At 35.0% G+C, this 20821-nt stretch carries 19 protein-coding genes; 2 read left to right on the top strand and 17 right to left on the bottom strand.

Annotated features, from left to right (window positions below; translation table 11 throughout):
- Positions 1-10: 10 nt before the first annotated feature.
- From L3049_RS09265 to pyrE, 4 genes are all read right to left on the bottom strand, one after another.
- Positions 11-2311 carry a TonB-dependent receptor gene (locus L3049_RS09265; protein ID WP_275109521.1) on the bottom strand — a complete coding sequence of 767 codons (2301 nt, stop codon included), beginning with the start codon at positions 2309-2311 and terminating at the stop codon, positions 11-13.
- A 102-nt stretch (positions 2312-2413) separates the two neighbouring features.
- The gene (locus L3049_RS09260; protein ID WP_275109520.1) at positions 2414-2731 is read right to left on the bottom strand and encodes a hypothetical protein; all 318 of its coding nucleotides are present in this window, start codon (positions 2729-2731) and stop codon (positions 2414-2416) included.
- An 82-nt stretch (positions 2732-2813) separates the two neighbouring features.
- A complete protein-coding gene (locus L3049_RS09255; RefSeq protein ID WP_275109519.1) occupies positions 2814-3311 on the bottom strand; it encodes a hypothetical protein in 498 nt (165 codons plus the stop codon).
- An 80-nt stretch (positions 3312-3391) separates the two neighbouring features.
- The gene (gene pyrE / locus L3049_RS09250; RefSeq protein WP_275109518.1) at positions 3392-4024 is read right to left on the bottom strand and encodes an orotate phosphoribosyltransferase; all 633 of its coding nucleotides are present in this window, start codon (positions 4022-4024) and stop codon (positions 3392-3394) included.
- A gap of 93 nt (positions 4025-4117) precedes the next feature.
- Between pyrE and L3049_RS09245 the strand changes: the two genes are divergently transcribed.
- Entirely contained in the window at positions 4118-4717 is a 600-nt protein-coding gene (locus tag L3049_RS09245; protein WP_275109517.1) for an NUDIX domain-containing protein, read from the top strand.
- Positions 4718-4719: 2 nt separating this feature from the next.
- Here L3049_RS09245 and L3049_RS09240 read toward each other — a convergent pair whose 3' ends face one another.
- Positions 4720-5418, bottom strand: coding sequence for a Crp/Fnr family transcriptional regulator (locus L3049_RS09240; protein WP_275109516.1), 699 nt, complete (start codon positions 5416-5418; stop codon positions 4720-4722).
- A gap of 151 nt (positions 5419-5569) precedes the next feature.
- Between L3049_RS09240 and L3049_RS09235 the strand changes: the two genes are divergently transcribed.
- On the top strand, positions 5570-6025 hold the full coding sequence (locus L3049_RS09235; protein WP_275109515.1) for an OsmC family protein: 456 nt from the start codon (positions 5570-5572) through the stop codon (positions 6023-6025).
- A gap of 51 nt (positions 6026-6076) precedes the next feature.
- Here L3049_RS09235 and L3049_RS09230 read toward each other — a convergent pair whose 3' ends face one another.
- From L3049_RS09230 to L3049_RS09175, 12 genes are all read right to left on the bottom strand, one after another.
- Positions 6077-7480 carry a TlpA family protein disulfide reductase gene (locus tag L3049_RS09230; protein WP_275109514.1) on the bottom strand — a complete coding sequence of 468 codons (1404 nt, stop codon included), beginning with the start codon at positions 7478-7480 and terminating at the stop codon, positions 6077-6079.
- 23 nt (positions 7481-7503) lie between these two features.
- A complete protein-coding gene (locus L3049_RS09225; RefSeq protein WP_275109513.1) occupies positions 7504-8640 on the bottom strand; it encodes a serine hydrolase domain-containing protein in 1137 nt (378 codons plus the stop codon).
- Between the two features lie 4 nt (positions 8641-8644).
- Entirely contained in the window at positions 8645-9124 is a 480-nt protein-coding gene (gene coaD / locus L3049_RS09220; protein WP_275109512.1) for a pantetheine-phosphate adenylyltransferase, read from the bottom strand.
- Positions 9125-9193: 69 nt separating this feature from the next.
- Positions 9194-9994 (bottom strand): helical backbone metal receptor, encoded by an 801-nt coding sequence (locus tag L3049_RS09215; protein ID WP_275109511.1) that lies wholly within the window; start codon positions 9992-9994, stop codon positions 9194-9196.
- Positions 9994-12216 carry an amino acid permease gene (locus tag L3049_RS09210; protein ID WP_275109510.1) on the bottom strand — a complete coding sequence of 741 codons (2223 nt, stop codon included), beginning with the start codon at positions 12214-12216 and terminating at the stop codon, positions 9994-9996. The genes L3049_RS09215 and L3049_RS09210 overlap by 1 nt, the downstream gene beginning before the upstream one ends.
- Positions 12217-12283: 67 nt before the next feature.
- A complete protein-coding gene (locus L3049_RS09205) occupies positions 12284-13417 on the bottom strand; it encodes a DUF4369 domain-containing protein (protein ID WP_275109509.1) in 1134 nt (377 codons plus the stop codon).
- Between the two features lie 23 nt (positions 13418-13440).
- On the bottom strand, positions 13441-14661 hold the full coding sequence (gene hydF, locus L3049_RS09200; RefSeq protein WP_275109508.1) for a [FeFe] hydrogenase H-cluster maturation GTPase HydF: 1221 nt from the start codon (positions 14659-14661) through the stop codon (positions 13441-13443).
- A gap of 24 nt (positions 14662-14685) precedes the next feature.
- The gene (locus L3049_RS09195; protein WP_275109507.1) at positions 14686-16128 is read right to left on the bottom strand and encodes a lyase family protein; all 1443 of its coding nucleotides are present in this window, start codon (positions 16126-16128) and stop codon (positions 14686-14688) included.
- A 7-nt stretch (positions 16129-16135) separates the two neighbouring features.
- A complete protein-coding gene (locus tag L3049_RS09190; RefSeq protein WP_275109506.1) occupies positions 16136-17293 on the bottom strand; it encodes a sigma-54-dependent transcriptional regulator in 1158 nt (385 codons plus the stop codon).
- Between the two features lie 5 nt (positions 17294-17298).
- The gene (locus L3049_RS09185; RefSeq protein ID WP_275109505.1) at positions 17299-18264 is read right to left on the bottom strand and encodes a Ppx/GppA phosphatase family protein; all 966 of its coding nucleotides are present in this window, start codon (positions 18262-18264) and stop codon (positions 17299-17301) included.
- A gap of 247 nt (positions 18265-18511) precedes the next feature.
- Positions 18512-19852 carry an ABC transporter permease gene (locus L3049_RS09180; protein WP_275109504.1) on the bottom strand — a complete coding sequence of 447 codons (1341 nt, stop codon included), beginning with the start codon at positions 19850-19852 and terminating at the stop codon, positions 18512-18514.
- A gap of 18 nt (positions 19853-19870) precedes the next feature.
- Positions 19871-20794 carry an ABC transporter ATP-binding protein gene (locus L3049_RS09175; protein ID WP_275109503.1) on the bottom strand — a complete coding sequence of 308 codons (924 nt, stop codon included), beginning with the start codon at positions 20792-20794 and terminating at the stop codon, positions 19871-19873.
- Positions 20795-20821: the final 27 nt, after the last annotated feature.

Genomic DNA, 20821 nt, shown 5'->3' with positions numbered 1-20821 from the left:
TCAATATATTCTATAGTTTAAATGCAAGTTTCACATTAATACTTCTACCAGGATTATAAAATCCTAATGGCTTTAAGCTAGATAAATGATCAGTATAAACCTTATCGAAGAGATTACTAACTCCAGCAAAGAAACTAGTATTTACTTTTCCAATTTTGAAAGAAGTACCCGCCTGAACATTAAAAAGATGGTAGGCAGATGTATTTGTTTCAAATTGAGCAGGGCGATTTTGTTCCAAAGCATACTTCCAACCAATACTTATAAATGGATCCTGAAAGCTTTTATTTCCCTTACAAAAGAATTTCAAACTCGTGTTTAGTTTGTGTTGTGGTATAAAAGGTAATCTCCCTCCCAAATCTTGTTTTGCAATTACCATAGAATAATCCGTGTGGACTTTTAAAAAGCTAACAGGCACAATATTAATAGATACCTCTCCACCATACAACTTGGCATCTTGTTGATTATATGCATACACGAATCCATCTCCTTCCGGCGCCAATTCCGTGGTTGGTGATAAATATATGAAATCATACACTTTATTATAGAAAAGTGAAAAATCGATATTATGATCGTGAGTGTGATAGTGCACGCCTAAATCTGCTTCTAAACTTTTTTGAGGATCCAAGCTGGTATTTCCTTCTTCAAATCTGTTACCATGCAAACCATGCTGTGAAAGTTCAGCCAAATTAGGTACCCGGTATCCTGTTGCAAAGTTTGTTCTCATGAGTAGAGATTCAGACACATGAAAAGTTGCTCCTAATGAAGCATTAAAATTATCAAACCTGCGGTTTATATGAACCATTTCCTCTTCATGGTGTTCTCCTTCTTCCTCATGATGTTCTTCTTCATGTTCCTCTTCAGGTTCTCCGTGAGAATGTCCACCCGTTTCTTGTTCCGGAACATACAAAGATCTATGATCATAACGCAAACCAATTTGAAAATCTACATGATGAACTTCCTTTTTAAGTAATGTAAAAAGCGAAAAATCATCAATTTTAGAATTCGGAACTATCCTGTTGGGAGCTTCCTGGTTTTTATTTGATTGATGCATTCCTTGCAAGCCGATAAGAAACTCTGTATTTTCTCCAGTTGGGAAATACAGCTTACTATCGTAGGTAAGTGTTTTTAAATCCATATCTACCAAACGAAAAAAAGTAGAATTAGGGTCTCCCTTTAATTGTCTGTTATTGAATTGATATGCAGCATTTAGCTCCAATTTATAATTCCCAAGAAATAACCTGTTTCTGGAAGAAATCAAATGTTGTGTTAAATCCTGAAACCAATAATGATTTTTTCTTTTTCCAGAACTAACCACTTCCAAAGATTCACCATTGGTCATACCAAGTTGTGGTTGTAAATAATCATAGTACACTTTAAAGCTTCCATAATCTTTAATCATCCCTAAACCTAATTGTAATCCTTTCGAATTGAAACGGCTATTTGGAACAAAATCACCATTCCCATCTTTATAATCTTTATGTGATTGTTGATTTGCTCTAAGCATCCAAAACCAATTATTAGATGATGACTTTACTCCAACATTGTAATTTTGCCCTTGCGATACAGAATGATATTCGCTGGAAATATCGGCTTGAGTTGTATTTGCCGGGGCTGGCTTTTCGCGTAGAATATTAATTACTCCACCCATTGCATCTGATCCATATAGTAATGACGCAGGTCCTTTAATTACCTCAACATGATCTGCTCCTTGCCCATTAATTAGAAATGGATGATCGGTAGAAAACTGGAAGTTTTCTAAACGAACACCATTATTAAGAAAAACAATATTATTTAAAGATAAACCTCTAATTACCGGGGTGCTAATACCAGGACTACGTGAAATTATATCAACACCAGGTATGGTAGAAAGTTTTTCACCAATAGAAGGGTAAACCAATTGTTCGAGTTTATTTTTGTTTAATACTGATATTTTTATTGAATTTTCGTGTTGCGCAGATGGAAAACCACCAGAAACCACAACATCTTGTGTTGTCACAGAAGTGAATCGTAATCCCACATTAAGCACATTGTTTGTAGTTTCAATCTGTTTAGTTTCAATAATTGATTCGTACCCGATAAAAGAAAATTGTATCGTTAATTTCCCTTCTGGAAGATGCTCCAATGTATATGATCCATCTTTATTGGTTACTGTTCCTTTTTGCAATTCCGGTATAAATACACTCACCCCCGGCAGAGGTGTTCCTTTTTCTAAATCGAGAACTGATCCTGTTAATTTGTTATTGCTTAGTTCTACATTTGAGTAGGCATAAACAGGCAATAGTAATACTATCGCCAAAATATATCGTATCATTAAATACAGAGTTATATTGTTTCACGTAAGAAAATTTAAAATGTATAGAAATAATTGATAAGTGTATAAATACTTATCAACATTCTAATTGTCATATTTAACTTACGAAAATGGAGGAGCTCTTAAGCCATAGGAAGGTATTGATTCCTTGTATGATTTTTGAATCGACTCTACCTTTGGAGTTTCGAATTGAAAAATCGAAACGGTAGGAATACTTGTTGTATTTGCTGGCGTAAAATGAAAATAATCAAACTCTTGAATCTCACATATATCCTTTAAGTCGGCAGTATGACTTACGCAGGAATGACAATGATGTTCGTGATTTGGGAACATCATGTGATGAGTCTTAATCACTATTGGCAATACAAATGCCAAAGTGATTAGAAAAGAAAGTGCTCTATGCTTATTATTTAGACTCATTCAAAACAAAGCTATTCAAAATTTGGGAGGGTACAAAAAAAGCTGTCGATTTTTCAACAGCTTTAGTGAAAGAATAGAGACCTTATTCAATATTTTGCAGTGCGCTATAGGGAATTTGGGTAAGGCCTTCAGCTAACTGATCAATTCCTTTTTCAAGTTTCTTTTTCAACATCATCTTCATCATGGCATTCAACTCTGCATGCACAGTCAAACGAACCTTTGTTTCATATGGTCCTTGTTCAATCAGTTGAATCCAAAAGTAAAATTCGAAAGGGCTACGACCGTAGCCTGTCAATTTTAAAGATTTATTTTTTTCCTTTTCAACAAACTGTAAACCCGCTTCACCAAAACCTTTAATTACAAAAGAACAATTGTCTTCAGTAGCTTCCCAATGCTCAATTTGATCCTTGAAATTCATCTTTTTATTAGTTTGCTCCTCTATTTTAGCTTGTACTTCAGGATTCTCTGAAGCCAACTCAAATACCTTAGCAATTTTTCTAAAATCAGAAAAGAATCCGTACACATCACTAACTGTATGTGGAATTTTTTTTACTTCACTAACAATCTCTGTCGTCGACATTTATTCGTCCTCCTTTAGAATACAAAAGAGGGCATTCAATGCTCTCTTTATAATTTTATTTTTATTAGAAAATAAAGGAATTAAACTCCCCAACTTCCTGGATCTTTGCGCCATTCTTTCAACTGAGCTACATCTTCTGCTTTTACATAGCCAATTTCCTGTGCACAGTCAATCATTGTATTGTAATCGCTCAAAGTATCAACAACACAGTTTGCATTTGTAAAATTATCCTCAGCAGTTTGGAATCCGTACGTGAAAATTGCTAACATCCCCATTACATTACATTCTGCTTCGCGAAGTGCTTGAACAGCTTTCAACGAAGATCCGCCTGTTGAAATCAAATCTTCAATAACAACAACTTTTTGTCCAGCTTTTAAATCACCTTCAATCATATTAGTCATTCCGTGAGCTTTGGCAGCAGAACGAATATAAACCATAGGTAAATTCAACTCATCAGCAACCAATGCACCTAAAGCGATTGCTCCGGTAGCAACACCTGCAATAACTTCAACATCCGGATATTTAGCTAAAACAGCCTTTGCAAAAGCTTTTTTAATATCAGTTCTAACTGCTGGGTACGATAAAGTTTTACGATTATCACAGTAAATTGGCGACTTCCATCCCGAAGCCCAAGTGAATGGGTTTGTAGGTTCTAGCTTAATTGCTTTTATTTGCAAAAGGTATTCAGCGATTTGTTTTGCAGTACTTTGCATTCTTTCAATGGATTTATGGTTTGTTAATTGAATTCAAAAAGCGGAAATTCAGTTGATTGTATTTTTCCGAAGCATTTTAAAAATCATCCGCAAATGTATAAAGTATTTTTTAAAGATCGAATCATTTTTTTAGGAGATAAAAGCGAGAGTCTAAATTTCGAAGGAATGGTTTATGCTTGGATAGAAGATGAGCCACTCGAAGGTCTTATTCTACAGTTTGATGAAGATGAAAGTAAAGAAGCCATTTGCATCGTAGCAGATGATTTCGGACAACTTTTTGAACACTTTAAATCATGTTTTTCTTATATAGAAGCGGCTGGAGGGAAAGTATATAATAGTAAAAATCAATTGCTAGCCATTTACCGATTGGAGAAATGGGATTTGCCCAAAGGAAAGGTTGAAAAAGGAGAATCTGTTCGTGAGGCGGCTGTTCGCGAAGTTGAAGAGGAATGTGGTATTACTGATTTAGAAATTAAAAAAGAGTTGAATTCAACTTTTCATACTTATTGGATGAAAGGTAAATTTATGCTGAAGCGTACCTATTGGTTCGAAATGAGCTACGCCGGATTTGAAACACTTGTTCCACAAACCGAAGAAGACATCCAAGAAGTAAAATGGCTTTCCATAAAAAACCTGGCAGAATTTAAAGCAAATACTTACGCTTCAATACTTGAGGTGATTAATGAAAGTTAAGATTATCCATTTTTTATTATTAGCTCAAGACTTGCCTGTTTTAGGATGGTAATGTTTTTATCCTTAACCTCTATTATTTTATCGTTGTGAAACTTCGCCAATGTGTGAATTACGCTTTCTTTTGAGCATCCAGCTAACGAAGCAAGTCCAACGCGTGTGACCGGTAAAACAAATTGCGGGCTTTTGTATATTTCGCTAAGCTCTGTCAAAATTAATGCTAAAGATCCTTCAACATTTTTACCAGCTATACGACTTGTTCGGTGCATAATATCATTGGTGAGCGATGACATGTGACGCATGAGTTTAAGAGCAAATTCACCATTTTCTTTAACCAGACTTAAAAAGAGATCCATATTGATCATTCGTATGGTTGTGTCTTCCAATGCAACGGCTGAAAAGTCGAGACTTTTGCAAGCAAAACTGCACATGATACCTACAAACGAATCATTACTCAATAGTTTTAAGGTAGAAAGTTTCGAATCGTTTGTTACATCAAGTTTGGCTAGTCCTTTTTCGATATAAAGGATGTGTGAGGCTACAAAACCTTGTTTAATGATGGTTTCTCCTTTTGTAAACTGGAGCCGGGTGGTGGATTTTTCCACCAAATCTTTTTGGTGTGGTGTAAGAGATTCAAAACAATCTTTTGCGCTAATTAGCTCAGCATCGGTTTGATACCTCTCGATTTGATATTCTAAATTCATTTTAGAAATTGATTTTATTTGTAGATCGTCGCAAACTTGATGTTAAATTACACCAAATATAGTGAATCTATGCATCTGCTAATAATTTTAAGAACAGAGAAGATACTGCATTTTTAAATAGTTAAAAATAATTCTTAAAAGCGCGAGTAAAATGTCAGATTTAAAATTTAGAGTAAGTGCTCATAGTGAGAATCCAACCAAAACCGTAGTAAAAGCAAGAGGTTTTGAAATTATTATTGATGAACCTGCAGATCTTGGAGGAACCGATGAGGGGGCGAACCCGGTAGAATATATTCTTGCAGCATTTTGCGGATGCATTAATGTTATGGCTCATGTAATTGCGAAAGAAATGGATATAGAGCTTCGTGCAGTTAAAATTAAAATGGCTGGTGAATTAAATCCTAGCCGTTTGTTTGGTACTTCATTTGACGATAGAGCAGGATACAAAGGTATTGAGGTTTCTATTGAACCTGATTGTGACGCAACAGAAGAAGAGCTTACTAAATGGTTAGCTGCCATCGAGGATAGGTGTCCAGTATCAGATAACTTGAGGAATATAACTCCTATAGAATTAAAACTGAAGATGAAAAAAGTAGCTGTGGTTTAAATAGTTATTTATTGGGTAGGTCACTGCATGATTGTGTGGTGGCCTTTTTTTTTACTTGCGATACGCCTCTCTTGCCGCATCACGAGCAATCTTGATAAACTCCAACTGAATGTTTTCTTTTGGACCTTGTGCAGGAGCTTTTACGATATTACCCTTTGAGTCAATTAAAATATAGGTTGGAAATGCTTTTACTCCATACTGTTCAATTAGTTCTTGTTGATCACCAATATGAATAATTGGCCAATCGAGTTTCTTTTTATGGGTAAACTGTAGGAATTTAGTAACGTCCCAATCGCAGGCAATGCTTAAAAAGTCAACATACTCACCAAACTGATCTTTCAGTTTTTTCATCTCTTTAAAATCCTGCAGGCATGGATAGCTTTCTGTATTGCAGAAATTAAGGTAAAGATGTTTGCCTTTGTAATTTGCTAGTTGATAATCACCGATGGAAAAATCAGGCGCTGGATAATTCTTTTGCAGATGAGTAATTTTAGAAATGTAATTTTTACACAAATCTATATTGTAATTATTGGAGCTATGATTTATTAAATCATTCAATATTTCTAGACTTTTTTTACGACTGTAAAACTTTCGTGTAAAAGCATCAAAAACCGAAGTTGCGATAATTAATTCTCGAAAATTTACATTTTTATATGCAGGATATATTCGCATTAACTCATAAATATCACGATAAGTAGTTTCTGATTTTAAGGCATTGGTTAATTCCGAAGATTCTTTTTGACTAAAATAACCAGTTAAAAAATTACCATATTGCTTTTTGTAAAGACTTGTATAAGCCGAATTATTCAATTTAATTTCTTGATTCTCGAAATATTTTTTTTCTATTTTTTGAAAAGATGCAGGATAGGCTAAGTACTCTAAAAAGCCAAGGCGATAGGTTAGGTAATCTTGAAAATAGTCGTTCTCAATTCCTTTATTTTCTTCTTTTAGTTGGTCTGAAAAAAGAATCCCAACAGATTTATCTTTTCTGCGATATATTTTATGAAAGTTCTGATTAATAAATGGATCGATCTTGTCATCTAGTTTGCGAATTAATATGTTCAAATCAGTAGGTTCGGCATTCGCAACTCCAATTAGGAATTCTTCCTTTTCAAAATAAGGATTTAATTTTTGTACCGGTGTTAGATCTTTTTTAGGAGGTAATTTAATTTCATATTCTTTACCTGGCTCTACATATAAGAATGCTTTGTAAATCCCTATAGGGAAAAACACCAAACTTGTTTCGGTAACATCTATATCAACTGAGAATTCCCCATCCTCACCGACTGTAAATTTAGAGAGTATTTTTTCGGAATAGGTGAAAACATCTGAATGATATTTAATCTCAATTTTCGAATTTGCATAGGTTTTATTTTTACCATAAATGCGAACCTGATCTGCGAAAGCAGAATTGATAAAAAATAGAGATATTAACAGAAATAAGAATGTTCTCATCTTAGCGAAAGCTTAATTTAGTTTTACTTCAGAATTTTTAAAGCGATATCAACATATTTTGGAATGTCCAATGTGATCTGACCTTCTTTGATCTTATCTTTTTGTTTTCCTAAACGAACTACCACGGCATTCTTTTCTGCAATACTGTAGATATATTGACCTCTATGTCCACGCATATAAGGTATGTTCATGCTTTGGTAGGGAAGAACCCAAAATTGATACCCATAACATTTTAGTGGAGCTGTCTTTTCTTCATTAAGAAGGTAGCTAGCAGCTTTGGTGGCATCTTGAATGTAGTTCTCAGATACTAATTGCTTATCATTCCACTTACCATGGTTCAATACTAGCTGACCGAAACGAGCTGCGTCTCTTGCATTGGTATTAAAACAGCAGAAAGATTTTTCATCGCCACCTTTTTTATCGACACTCCACAAAGCTGAATTCATTGCTTCCATTGGTTTCCAAAGTTTTCGTTCAGCATATTTAGAAATGGTTTCTTTGGTTGCTTCTTCTACTATAAAAGCAAGGAGTTGTGTATTTCCACTCTGATATCTGAACCTAACACCTGGTTTCTCAATTAAATTTTGATCGGTTGAAACCTCTCTCAATTTTTTGCCATAGTATGCTTTTGTAGTAATTGAAGTAGGACTGCTGTAGGCTTCATCCCAATCCAACCCAGAGCTCATAGTAAGCAATTCTTTAATCGTTATTTTTCCTCTTTCATCATCCCTGAATTCAATCAAATAATTGCCTATAGGTTCATCAATCGAAGAGATTTTACCTTCATCAATGGCAATGCCGATTAATAAACTAACAATACTTTTTGTTGCCGAGAAAATATTTGAATGAGATTCCGTTCCATAGCCATCCCAATATTCTTCGTATAATACTTTACCATCCTGAATTACCAGATAAGCTACGGTTTCGTGATCTTCCAAATATTCGCGATCCTCTTTGCTTAGTTCATATTTATTGTATTGCAAATCATCTGGCCAATCTTTACTATCAGCAATGTTTACTCTAGTATTTTCAAAGATTGTATAATCATCTAAATTAGCATACCAGTATATAAGGCTAGTTCGCAGATAATTTGGAGCAAGAAGCATCCAGGCACAAACTAATAGCGCTATAATTAAAAGAATCTTGGTAATTCTAGACATGATTTTATTTGTTTAATTTATAGGCGTCTGGATCTTGTACTTTTGGTAAAAATTGCAAAACATCTCCATCATGGCGAATGATATCACGAACAATGGTTGAGGTAATCATGGTATGTTCTGGTGTTGTTAATAGGAAAATTGATTCCAATTCGTACGCCATCTTTTTATTAATCTGCGCAATTGCTCTCTCGTATTCGAAATCGGCTGCAGTTCTAAGTCCGCGAAGAATAAACTTTGCATTTTTTCTCTGACAGTAATCTACTGTTAGTCCACTAAAGGTTTCTACTTCAATTTTTGGGTTGTTGTGAAAAGCCTCTTTGATCCATTGAATTCTTTTTTCAATTGGGAAAAATTGACGTTTCTCAGAATTGTAACCAATTGAAATAATAATTTTATCAAACAAAGGTAATGCACGAGTAACAATCGATTCGTGGCCTATAGTAAACGGGTCGAAAGAACCCGGAAAAATAGCAATGCGTTCCATTCAAAAGTTTTTAAATACTTAACAAAAGTAGTAAGAATAATTGTAATGATATTTTTTGATTGATAATCTTTAAGGGTTAAATTTTAAGATTAAATCTTTAAAATATTTCCCAGCTTTTAGTAAATGTGATTCGTACCAGGAAAACATTTCTCCATCAACCAATTCTATTTTCGAGTTTGGTGCGATTTTCTGAATCTCATCACAATGTTTATTCTCAAAAGGAAAAGGTTCCGAAGATAAAAATACCAAATCAGGATTTATTTCGAAGATGTCTTCGCTTGTTAGTTTTGGATACCTGTTTGAAAGATGACTAACTGCGTTTGAAAAACCACATTTTTCTAGCAGAGAGTTGATAAAAGTATCATTACCAACCGCCATATATGGATCTTTCCAAATTAGGTAAAGCACTTTTAAATTATTTGTGACAACAGGTAGCTGGCTAAATTCAGCATGAATTGTATTGGCAATTTCAAATGCTTTTGGTTCAGAACCAGTTATTTTTCCTGTATTCAGGATATTTTTTAGTGCTTCGTCGTAATTTCGAACTTTACAAACATAAACGGGGTATTCGTCGAATAAAGATTCAATTTGTTCCTTATTATTTTCTTCCTCGTTGGCTAAAATTAAATCAGGATTTAATAATCTTATTTTATCAATGTGCAAGTTTTTGGTGCCGCCGATATTAGGAAGTTTTGAAATTCCATCCTTAGGATATCTGCAAAAACGAGTTCTTGAGATGATCTTTTCATGTAAACCTAAATCAAATAAAAATTCAGTAGTAGAAGGTACGGCCGAAATAATCCTTTTAGGAGGAAAAGGAATTTTCACTTCTCTTCCCAAATCATCGGTAACATTAATAAAATCATCCATTACTTAATATTAATTTCCTTGTACGAACTTACAAAAAGAATATTTCCCATGTCTTCAAATCCAGTGAATAAATCAGCACCTTCTTTCTCAACATCTTCATGATTAAACCCAAGAATACTTAAATCAGCATCAATTGAATTTTGCCTGATTACTTGCTTTTTATTTGCATAATTGGCATTGATTAATTCAATATTACTTGGTGAAATTGGCAGTCTACCAGATTTAATTAGCGCTAATAGTTTCTCTTTCTGATTATCAAGTTCATCCTCGGGATAGATGGCAAAGATCTTAATGGTACCTTTCTTCCAATCTGGATGGCCTTGAATAATATAGGCTAGTAAGATCATTAGGTTGGCATTTTCCAAGTCTTCAGCTCCAATCCAAACATGGATTTCGCGATGATACCCAAAACCTTTAAACGAGGTATTTAGAACACAAACATCAAATTGAGTTGATTCAATCAAATTATAGTTGTCAATCACGTAGTTTAACTGATCTGGCTCGGTACGAGAATATTCAAAAAGAATTGAATTATAACCATGTCCTGATATGCTTGAAAGCTGCATGACTTGGGCAATTGCCGAAGTCATTGACGGACTAATAATAGTGTCCAAATAAACTCTATTTTTACTGCCAGATGCTAAATTAATTAATCGACCCATTACTCTCTTGGATTCGAGATTTGTTTCCTCGTTTAGAAATCCTTCCAAGTAATGAATGTATGTTCCGAAACCATATTTATATGAAATCCAACGTAATAAATCAAAAGCAGAACGACGTTTGAATGTATCTTGAGAAATACAAATTGCAAAAGGCCTCCAACTCACTTCTCTATCAACTTTCTCGGCACGCTGTGCAAAAATTTGTAGATATCGACTCAATTGAAATACAACACCTCGGAAAAGTTTTGCAAGACCCCGATGTTCTTTATTACTCACATTTATCCCATAATATATCACACCCATAATCAGTAACGAAATAATAGCGTAAGTCATATTCATTTGGAACATAATCCAGAATGAAAGAATCGCACCCATTAATGACAAATACCAACGTGAACGGAAAGTAGGTCGATACGATGGATCAGCCGCAAAATGCTCAAGGAATGAAATCATACAAATGGCACCATATGTTACCATAAAGAACATCGAAATGATCTGGGCTACAAAATCAACATCGCCAATAAATATAAACACGAAGGCAATAATTATAGAAATAACTGAAGCATTCAGAGGTTCAGTTGTTTTTTGATTCTCTTTTTTCAACCATTTATTTAGGCCTTTCTGTGGAAAGATATCATCCATACCAATGGCCTGCAAGGTGCGTGGTGCAACCATAATTGAACCCAATGCCGATGATAATGAAGCGGCAGCCAATCCTATTGGAATAATTGGCCCCCATATGGCAATATTACTCATGATAAGCTGATTGCTATCTAAATCTTCAGGGCTAGCTGAAACTGTAAATTTATAGGCAGCAAAAAGATAGACAACTAAACCACCAACGGTTGCCCAGATAGTCCCTCTCGGAATAGATCGTTTAGGATTCTTCAGCTCTCCAGATAAACCTAAGCCGGCTGCAAGCCCTGTAAATGCAGGGAATATAATCGTAAATACATAGAAGAAGCTCTTCGGATTCTCAATAGTTGCATCTAAAATAATATCTTGAGGAGCAGACTCAGGAGATCCTAAGAAAAACATGGCCAAAGCAATTCCTAATATGGCAACAACAAAATACAAAGCTTTCATACCAATATTGGCTCCTTTGTAAAGGAATAATCCTGATAAAAGTGCCATTGTTGGTATGCTAATTAATCTTTTATCATAGATCAGCCAACCAAAATCATTGGCTACCCATTGAATAACGGGATCGAATGCTTCGCCAAATGCAATAATATAAAAAGCAACCGATATGGCTTGAGATAAATAAAGCGTAATACCAATTGCTGCTCCAATATTCAAACCGAACGATCGAGAAATGATATAGTATGCTCCTCCACCGAGGACCTTTTGGTTGGTCGCAATTTCAGCAACTGCCATAGCCGTTGGAATGGTAATCATATGCCCCAGAATTATAATTCCAATGACACCGATAAAACCAACATTACCGACAGCCCATCCAAAACGAAGAAACAAGATTGCACCAAGAATGGTAGAAATTGCTGTCATGAAAACAGGCAAAGTTCCAAAATTTGCTTTGGACTTTAGTAAATTATCTGCCATAAATGGTTAGCGTTTGTTTCTTTTATCAAAGTGATAAATATAGTTAATCAGAACTAATAATTAACTTTTAATGCTTCGAAAGCTGTTTTGTTATTTCAGATAGTAGCAAATTAGTATCAAAAATCTTCTGATGATATAGAATCTTACCATTTCTATCAACCAGTAAAATATTGATATTTCGATCTAGGTATTTTACGAAGTCCACACTTTTATCGATGCTTTCGATTTGAATGTATTTTTGATTGTCATTAAGTGTTGGATGCCATAATTCTCCTTTGTTAGTTCCTGGTATGCGAACCATATTGTACGATGAATTTCTTATTATACTGACCAAATCAATACGCTTATTTTCTAGTTTTGACTGAATCTCTTCAAGGGCTTTGTAATGTCTGTCATTTTTGTCCGGAGTCCAAGCACGCCAGATGTAAAAAAGGTGTAAGTTTTGCTTGCTCTTTTTTAAACTAAAGCTTTCTCCTGTAAGTGTTGTCCCATTTATGTTTGGGACTTCTCCTCTTTCCGAAATCCCATCCAAAACAGCAACTCTCTTATTCAAATTCTTAACGTAAATTCCATTTGGGTTTGCCTTGTTAAGAATCTCCAAATACTTTTTTAGATCTTCGAGACTTGTCTTAGCACCAAAATAATCCTGATAAATTAAATAAGGCACAACGGGAGAAGAAGCGTATTGGTAGAAATATTTTTGTTTGAATTTATTTAGTTTTTTGTAATCATCAAGAAGCGTTTTCTTTTTAATCGTGTCCGCTAATACTTCAGGTAACTCTAAAGCATCAACGATCTTTAGTTTTTTCTGAGTATTGATTTCTTGTTTTTCCAGATAGTCTTCGTATCGGTCTTGTGCTTCCGAGCCTGTAAGCTTTCCAATGAGAATTTTACGCTCGAATTTATCTTTATGTACCAGCAGGTTCATTTGTGATGGGGATAGGAATAGTTTTGCTCTTTTGTATTTAGCGAAACGTAGTTGAGCAACAAAAGCGTGATCTGCTTTTCCAGTAAAGCTAAATTCTCCATTGCTTGTCATTGTCGAATCAAGAAGAATTACTTCTTCTCCAGTTTCCTGATAAAGAAATAGTTTTTCGTTTTGCAGTCCACCAATCATTCCTTTTAAAGAGAATTCCTTTTCTTGCGCATTTACAGTGGATAATACGGACACGAGTAGGAGTAGAGTTAAATATTTTTTCATCAAGATTTAGTTTTGTTATCTGTTTACAAATAGTCTGATGTTGAGTCTTCAATTTTAGCGAAAGGAGCTACCGCTCGATTGTAGATTCCTTGAACGTAGGCAATTGCCATACCGTAGTTGGTAACTGGAATTCCAGCATCAATAGCTGGCTGAAGTCGATTACCTAGTTGTTTAGGGGTAATCATACACCCACCACATTGAATTAAAAGAGCATAGTCGCTTATGTCACCAGGAACTTCGTCTAATCCGGCAACAACTACATATTCTAATTGCTTTCCTGTGAAATTTGAGATCCATCGAGGAATTTTTACACGTCCAATATCATCACAAGAGCTATGGTGCGTGCAACTTTCGAGTAACAATACTTTGTCACCATCTTTTAATTCTGATATTTTGGGAGTTCCATTTAAATAGGCACTAAAATTGCCTTTGAAATGGGCCAGCATAATGCTAAAACTGGTTAATGCAATATCGGAAGGAATCGATGCTCCAGCCTTTAAAAATACTTGGCTGTCGGTGACAACAAGCTTAGGTTTAATTCCAGTTTTACGTAAAAAAGCATCAACTTCCTTTTCTTTTAAGACTATGCAAACTGCATCATTATCAAGAATGTCTCGAATTGCTTGAACTTGCGGAAGAATAAGTCTGCCTTCAGGAGCTTCAATGTCTATTGGCGTAATCAATAAAACGATATCACCATATGAAATTAAATCGCCAAGTAGAGAAGGAGTTGTGTAAGCCGATTCTGGAATCGTTGTTTTTATGCTGTTAACGATGGGCTCAATATTGCCTTCGTTGTTTGAGAAATGAAGAATTTCTTTAGCACCATTTTTTTGTAATAAATCAGAAGTATTTTGGTGCAATAATTCAATATCTTGTTTATTGTGAACAGCTATAAATGGAACATCTTGTTTTCGGAATTTTTCAATAAGACCCAATTCAAAATCACCAAATGTATTCTGAGTGATTACCAAAATTGCTAAATCAATGGTTTTAATGGCTTGATTGGTCTTCAGAATTCGTTTTTTACCTAGATCTCCTGTATCATCAATACCAGCCGTATCGATTAGAATGACAGGACCAAAACCAGTTATTTCAAAGGATTTTTTAACAGGATCGGTTGTGGTTCCAGCCACGTCAGAAACAATCGCAATATCTTGTCCTGCAAGAAAATTGATTAAGGTACTTTTTCCATTATTTCTTCTTCCAAAAATTCCAATATGAGGACGTCTTTCTCTTCCCATTTCTTAATAATCAGTTAACAGTTATCACTGTAAAGTTTCTCCAATCCTGAAGCCTAATTTTAGAAGTTCTTCAGGCTGTATCAGTTTTTTTAGTGTATCAATTTCAATCAGTTGAAGATTATCGTTGGCCTGAAGAATCGAAATCTCTTTAGTCTTCATCTCTTTGGCCAATTTGGCTGCCTGATGATATCCAATATATGGCGATAAAGCTGTTGCTACCGATGGATTTTTCAGGATCGTTTCTTCAATTGGATTAATTTTTATGACCAAATCTTTAAATAAGTTGTCTGCTAAAGAATTGTTTGCAGCAATTAATAGTTTGATACTATCGAGCAATGCATGACCGATGCTTGGTAAGTAAGCATTTAGCTCTAAACAGCCCTGTCCAGACAGATTGCTAATCATCAAATCATTAGCGTATATTTTGTGAGCTGCACTTATCACAAATTCAGGAATGACGGGATTAATTTTCCCTGGCATAATCGAACTTCCAACTTGTTTCTGTGGTAAGTGTACTTCTCGATTTTGAAATAAATCTGAGCCAAGTAAACGAAGGTCGGCTGCCATCTTTTCTAAATTAACAGCATGTGCTTTCAATGTCGCATGAACTTCTACAAAAGAGTCAAGATTAGCGGTCGTATCCGATAAATTTTCGGATCGAGTGATGGGTAAACCAGTTAATTTTTGAAGCTTAGGAACAACTTCCACAATGAAAAAACGAGGAATCGAAAGTCCAGTTCCTATTGCTCCACCACCTAAATTTACTTCCTTAATTCTCTCAAAGCATTTAGAAACTCTCCACCAATCTCTCGAAAGAGCATTGTTGTAGGTGCTAAATAATTTATCGTAAGAAGAAGGAACGGCTGCTTGCATTTGCGTGTAGCCTTGTCGAAGCACATTTCGGTGTTTACTTTCTGTTTTTTCTACCTGCGTGCGAAGACTGTTAATGGAATCTTCTAAATCCTGCAAAAGGCGAATTGCAGCAACCTTTAAAGCGGTTGGAATTACATCATTTGTCGATTGAAAAACATTTGCATGTTCAAAAGGATCAATTTCTTGATATGAACCACAATCTTTACCCGTATTTTGAAGTGCAAGGTTCGCAATGATCTCATTCAAATTCATATTGATACTTGTTCCTGCACCACCTTGAATGGCTGGGCAAATAAAGTGCTCAAAATGTTTCCCGTCGTTAATTTCAATAGAAGCCTTTTCTAATTCGTCAATTAGTTTTGAATCGATTAATTGAAAAGGGAATTCTTCTTGTGGAAATTTATCTTCAATTGCTTTTAAGAAGCTTAAATAGGTTTGGTAACAAGCCTGTTTTACAATTCCAATAGCCATGAACCACTCCTTGTGAAAGGCAGTTTGATCAGGGAAATTTTCTTTCGCCCGAAGAGAATGAATTCCCCAAAGAGCATCTTTCGGAATTTCCCTTTGTCCTATGAAATCAGATTCGCTTCTCATGATTACTTTAAGCTTTAGTATACGATTTTACATCTTGAACCGAAATCGTATCCTGTCCAAGTATAATTAGCCTTTCGATAATATTTCTGAATTCTCTAATATTCCCTGTATAGTTGATCTTCTGCAATTCTTTCACTGCATCTTCATCAATGTTTTTTAAGGGTAAACCCATCTCTGAACAAATCATATCAATAAAATGTTGTGCCAACAATGGAACATCTTCAAGTCTGTCATTCAAAGCCGGAACTTTAATCAGAATTACACTTAAGCGGTGGTATAAATCTTCGCGAAATTTACCTAATCCAATCTCATCCGAAAGATTTTTATTGGTTGCCGCAATGACTCTTACGTTCACTTTGATTTCTTTATCGCCACCAACTCGAGTAATCTTATTTTCCTGAAGAGCACGCAAAACTTTGGCTTGAGCTGATAAACTCATATCCCCAATTTCATCCAAAAACAAAGTTCCGCCATCAGACAATTCAAACTTCCCCTTGCGTTGTTTGTGAGCTGAAGTAAAGGATCCTTTTTCGTGTCCAAATAATTCACTTTCGATAAGCTCCGATGGAATAGCTGCACAATTCACCTCAACAAAAGGTTTCTTTACTCTGTTACTTTTTTCATGAATACGGTGTGCCACAAGCTCTTTACCCGTTCCATTAGGGCCGGTAATCAGAACTCGAGCATCAGTTGGAGCAACTTTCTCAATCATATCATTCAACTCCATAATAGCTTTCGATTCACCTATCATGTCGTACTTTTTACTCACCTTTCTTTTCAGAACTTTAGTCTCTGTCAAAAGAACAGCCTTATCAAGTGCATTCTTAATCGTGATTAAAATTCGGTTCAAATCAAGAGGCTTTTCAATAAAGTCAAAAGCGCCTTTTTTAATTGCTTCAACGGCTGTATCAATATTTCCGTGCCCCGATATCATAATAACGGGAACATCGAAAGCAATTTCTTGTAGTTTTTCCAAAACTTCAAGGCCATCCATCTCCGGCATCTTTATATCGCAAAGAATCACATCAAATTCATTCGCTCCCACCATTTTAATGGCTTCCATTCCGTTCTCAGCTAGACTTACCTGATAGTTTTCGTATGAAAGAATATCTTTCAAAGTATTACGAATACTTCTTTCGTCGTCGATGATTAAAATTTTTGACATACTTATTATTTTGATTCAGCAATTTTGTTTACATCTGCTGATGGGGTGTTAAGTTTAATAAATTCAAATAATGCACCTTCTTTTAGAGCAAAAGAAGATTGGAATAATTTACTAAATCCAGCTTCTTTTATCAGGTAATTAATGAAGATACTTGCGATCACAATTAATTCTACACGAACAGGATCCATTCCTTTCATTTGCTCTCTTTCCTCAAGACTAGAGGCTGTAAACAATTGATGTAGTTTGAAAAAATCTTTCAGTTTAATCTCAAAATGAGTTACTGGGAAACCATTTAAACTTGGATGATCAGCCAATAAGACTTGTTTAAAAGTATCAAAAGATCCAGAAGAACCAATCAATGTTTTTACGGAATTTACTTCCAGAACTTCAAATAAATCTTCCATTTCCGCTTTAAGATATCCTTCAATATCCTTAATCATATTCTTATTGATCGGGTCGGTAGGTTTAAATTTTTCAAGTAAACGAGTCATTCCTAAAGGATAGCTGTTTTTCCAGAATACCTTTTCATTGTTTGCAATAATGATTTCATTGCTGCCACCTCCAATGTCTAAAATAGCGACCGGTTCGTGGTTTAATTCAATAGCTTTCTTAGTGCCTGTAAAAATTAAGTCAGCTTCTCTTTCTCCCGAAATAACTTCAATATTGATATTGTATTTTTCTTCGATCATTTGAACGAACTCATCGCCATTATCGGCAGACCTTATTGCTGATGTAGCAAAGGCTAATGTTTTTGAAACTTCGAACTGCTTTGAAATTTCGCTTATTTGATCAAATGCATCTTGCGCTCTTTTTATAGCATCATCCGTAATTCTATTCTCGTTGATTCCGCCTTTTCCTATTTTTGTTGCATACTTCGAACGGTTCAGAATCTTTGGTATTCCAGATTCATCCCATTCTGCAACAAGCAGATTAAATGTATTTGTTCCTAAATCTATTACAGAAATTCGCATGAATTACTATTTGGTTGAGTTAATTGTTTGATTGATTAGATTTTCAGTTGAAACTATTTAACTTTTAATGTAATCAAATTAAAATCGAAGATACTAAAAACTTTGCTCTCGATTCATGATTTTGGATTGGATCTTACAAGGAATAAGATTTTTTAACGTTTCAAGATTCATCAATATTTGTGCCTTATTTTTCAAAAAGAAAAATGCCCCATAAAATGAGGCATTTACAAATCATATAATGGTTTAATTAATTGTGGTAACGTAACCATTTCCAAATCTCTTTATAAGATACTTTTTTACCATACATTAGAATTCCTGTACGATATATTTTAGCGGCTACCCATGTAACGAATATGAAGCTTGCAACTAATAATCCCATTGATAATAGTAATTCCCACAAAGGAACCCCAAATGGAATACGAACCAGCATGACAATTGGAGATGTTAGAGGTATTATAGATCCCCAAAAGGCTAAGCTTCCTTCAGGGTTTTTGGCTACAGCCATACCAATATATAAGGCAAGTACCAGAGGTAATGATATAGGCAACATGAATTGTTGTGTTTCTGTTTCGTTATCAACAGCCGATCCTACAGCAGCAAATAGAGCCGAGTACAATAAATATCCGGCTAGAAAGAAGAATACAAATGCGCCAAGAATGCCAGCGATATAAGCAAAGTCGAATGTCCCTAATAAGTCTTGAGCCATTTTAAGTTGCTCTGGGTTAAGAGAGGCAGCTCCTTCAGGTAGCTCCGATAATGTTTTAGCTTGCTGCAAAGAATCCATGTCAACACCAGGAAGAACTACGGCCATCCCAATAGCAATAAGAACACCTGATAAGATAACCCACATTAAGAATTGAGTAAGGCCTACCATAGCTACACCAACAATTTTACCCATCATCAACTGGAAAGGTTTAACCGATGAGATAATAACCTCGATAATTCGATTACTCTTTTCTTCGATAACACCGCGCATAACTTGTACGCCATACATGAAAATAAACATGTAAATAATGAAACTCATGGCAAAGCCAAGTCCCATTGCAATTTCAGTTGAGCTTTGTTTAATCTCACCGTCATCTCCAAACTTAATGGTCTTTACGGAAATTGGCGTTTTAGTTGCAGCTAGCTTTTGCTCTAGATCCGGCATATTAGCTTCTGCAATAATTTTTGAACGCTTTATCGTTTCTATATGATTACGAATTTGAGATCCAACTCCGGATTTTACTTCAATGGTGACTTGTTTATACGAAAAAAGTTCAGCCATTTTGCTATCTAAAATGTTTTCAGGAATTTTAAGAATAGCATAATATCCTTTGTCTTCCATCTGTGCTTTTGCTTCTTCAAAACTTGTGTTTCCCAGGTAGTCAAAAGTGGTAAAATCTTTTGATTCTACAGGGCTGACAAGTTCTGATTCATTAATAACACCAATCGTTCTTTTCTCAGTGTCATCTTTCATCATCATCCAAATCATAAAGGCATAAATACCTGCAATTAGGATAGGGGTAAGAAAGGTTAGAAGTAAGAAAGATTTCTTTTTAACTCGTGATAAATACTCACGTTGTATAATGATTAATATCTTGTTCATTTTTTTAGGTGTTTCGGGTTAGATTTTTTTGTTTTCATTCACTACTCGAATGAAGATGTCATTCATACTTGGAATGATTTCACTAAAGGAAACGATATTCAAATAAGGTAGAAGCTGTTTCAAAAAATCATTGGAAGTAGCTCCATTATTTAATTTTACTTTTAGGGTATTGAATTCAATACCTTTTTGCTGATCTAAAATTTCGAAATCCGCATTTAAAACTTTTTCCAACTTGTCAAACTCACCAGTATATTGTACTTGATAAGTATTTGTTCTGTATTTTTTCTTGATCTGATCAACAGGACCATCTAGGATTTTTTCAGATTTATGAATTAGTGCTATGTGATCGCAAATTTCTTCGACAGAACCCATATTGTGAGTAGAGAAGATAATTGTACATCCCTTATCGCGAAGTTCAAGAATTTCACTTTTTAATAGATTAGCATTAATCGGGTCGAAACCGCTAAACGGCTCATCGAAAATTAAGAGTTTAGGTTCATGAAGAATGGTTGTAATAAATTGGATTTTCTGCGCCATGCCTTTTGAGAGCTCTTCTACTTTTTTGTCCCACCATTCAAGAATATCAAATTTTTTGAACCAGGCTTGTAGTTTTGCAGTTGCATCCTGCTTGCTCATTCCTTTCAGTTGAGCAAGGTAAATAGATTGCTCTCCAACCTTCATTTTTTTGTATAAACCTCTTTCTTCAGGTAAATAACCAATATGATGAACGTGCTCTGGTTTCAGTGGTTCTCCATTGAAGAAAACCTCACCGGCATCCGGACCTGTAATTTGGTTAATAATTCGAATAAGAGTTGTTTTACCAGCACCATTGGGACCTAAAAGGCCAAATATACTTCCTTCTGGAACAGAAATGCTCACACCCTTAAGAGCAGTGTGGCCAGCATACTGTTTTACTATGTTTTTTGCTTCGAAAAACGCCATGTATATTTTGGTTAGGTGACACTAAAA

Origin of the sequence: Labilibaculum sp. DW002, assembly GCF_029029525.1 — a bacterium.
GTDB classification, from domain to species: domain Bacteria; phylum Bacteroidota; class Bacteroidia; order Bacteroidales; family Marinifilaceae; genus Paralabilibaculum; species Paralabilibaculum antarcticum.
The sequence above is the reverse complement of the archived record's forward strand: the minus strand, read 5'-3'. Positions and strand labels throughout refer to the sequence as shown.

Excerpts from the sequence above, each read along its gene's own strand:
- L3049_RS09235 (WP_275109515.1), top strand. The coding sequence starts at position 5,570 with ATGTCAGATTTAAAATTTAGAGTAAGTGCTCATAGTGAGAATCCAACC.
- L3049_RS09240 (WP_275109516.1), bottom strand. The coding sequence starts at position 5,418 with ATGAATTTAGAATATCAAATCGAGAGGTATCAAACCGATGCTGAGCTA.
- L3049_RS09195 (WP_275109507.1), bottom strand. The coding sequence starts at position 16,128 with ATGAGAAGCGAATCTGATTTCATAGGACAAAGGGAAATTCCGAAAGAT.
- L3049_RS09205 (WP_275109509.1), bottom strand. The coding sequence starts at position 13,417 with ATGAAAAAATATTTAACTCTACTCCTACTCGTGTCCGTATTATCCACT.
- L3049_RS09215 (WP_275109511.1), bottom strand. The coding sequence starts at position 9,994 with ATGGATGATTTTATTAATGTTACCGATGATTTGGGAAGAGAAGTGAAA.
- L3049_RS09265 (WP_275109521.1), bottom strand. The coding sequence starts at position 2,311 with ATGATACGATATATTTTGGCGATAGTATTACTATTGCCTGTTTATGCC.
- L3049_RS09180 (WP_275109504.1), bottom strand. The coding sequence starts at position 19,852 with ATGAACAAGATATTAATCATTATACAACGTGAGTATTTATCACGAGTT.
- L3049_RS09230 (WP_275109514.1), bottom strand. The coding sequence starts at position 7,480 with ATGAGAACATTCTTATTTCTGTTAATATCTCTATTTTTTATCAATTCT.
- L3049_RS09190 (WP_275109506.1), bottom strand. The coding sequence starts at position 17,293 with ATGTCAAAAATTTTAATCATCGACGACGAAAGAAGTATTCGTAATACT.
- L3049_RS09245 (WP_275109517.1), top strand. The coding sequence starts at position 4,118 with ATGTATAAAGTATTTTTTAAAGATCGAATCATTTTTTTAGGAGATAAA.
- L3049_RS09175 (WP_275109503.1), bottom strand. The coding sequence starts at position 20,794 with ATGGCGTTTTTCGAAGCAAAAAACATAGTAAAACAGTATGCTGGCCAC.
- pyrE (WP_275109518.1), bottom strand. The coding sequence starts at position 4,024 with ATGCAAAGTACTGCAAAACAAATCGCTGAATACCTTTTGCAAATAAAA.
- L3049_RS09185 (WP_275109505.1), bottom strand. The coding sequence starts at position 18,264 with ATGCGAATTTCTGTAATAGATTTAGGAACAAATACATTTAATCTGCTT.
- L3049_RS09210 (WP_275109510.1), bottom strand. The coding sequence starts at position 12,216 with ATGGCAGATAATTTACTAAAGTCCAAAGCAAATTTTGGAACTTTGCCT.
- hydF (WP_275109508.1), bottom strand. The coding sequence starts at position 14,661 with ATGGGAAGAGAAAGACGTCCTCATATTGGAATTTTTGGAAGAAGAAAT.
- L3049_RS09260 (WP_275109520.1), bottom strand. The coding sequence starts at position 2,731 with ATGAGTCTAAATAATAAGCATAGAGCACTTTCTTTTCTAATCACTTTG.
- L3049_RS09255 (WP_275109519.1), bottom strand. The coding sequence starts at position 3,311 with ATGTCGACGACAGAGATTGTTAGTGAAGTAAAAAAAATTCCACATACA.
- L3049_RS09225 (WP_275109513.1), bottom strand. The coding sequence starts at position 8,640 with ATGTCTAGAATTACCAAGATTCTTTTAATTATAGCGCTATTAGTTTGT.
- coaD (WP_275109512.1), bottom strand. The coding sequence starts at position 9,124 with ATGGAACGCATTGCTATTTTTCCGGGTTCTTTCGACCCGTTTACTATA.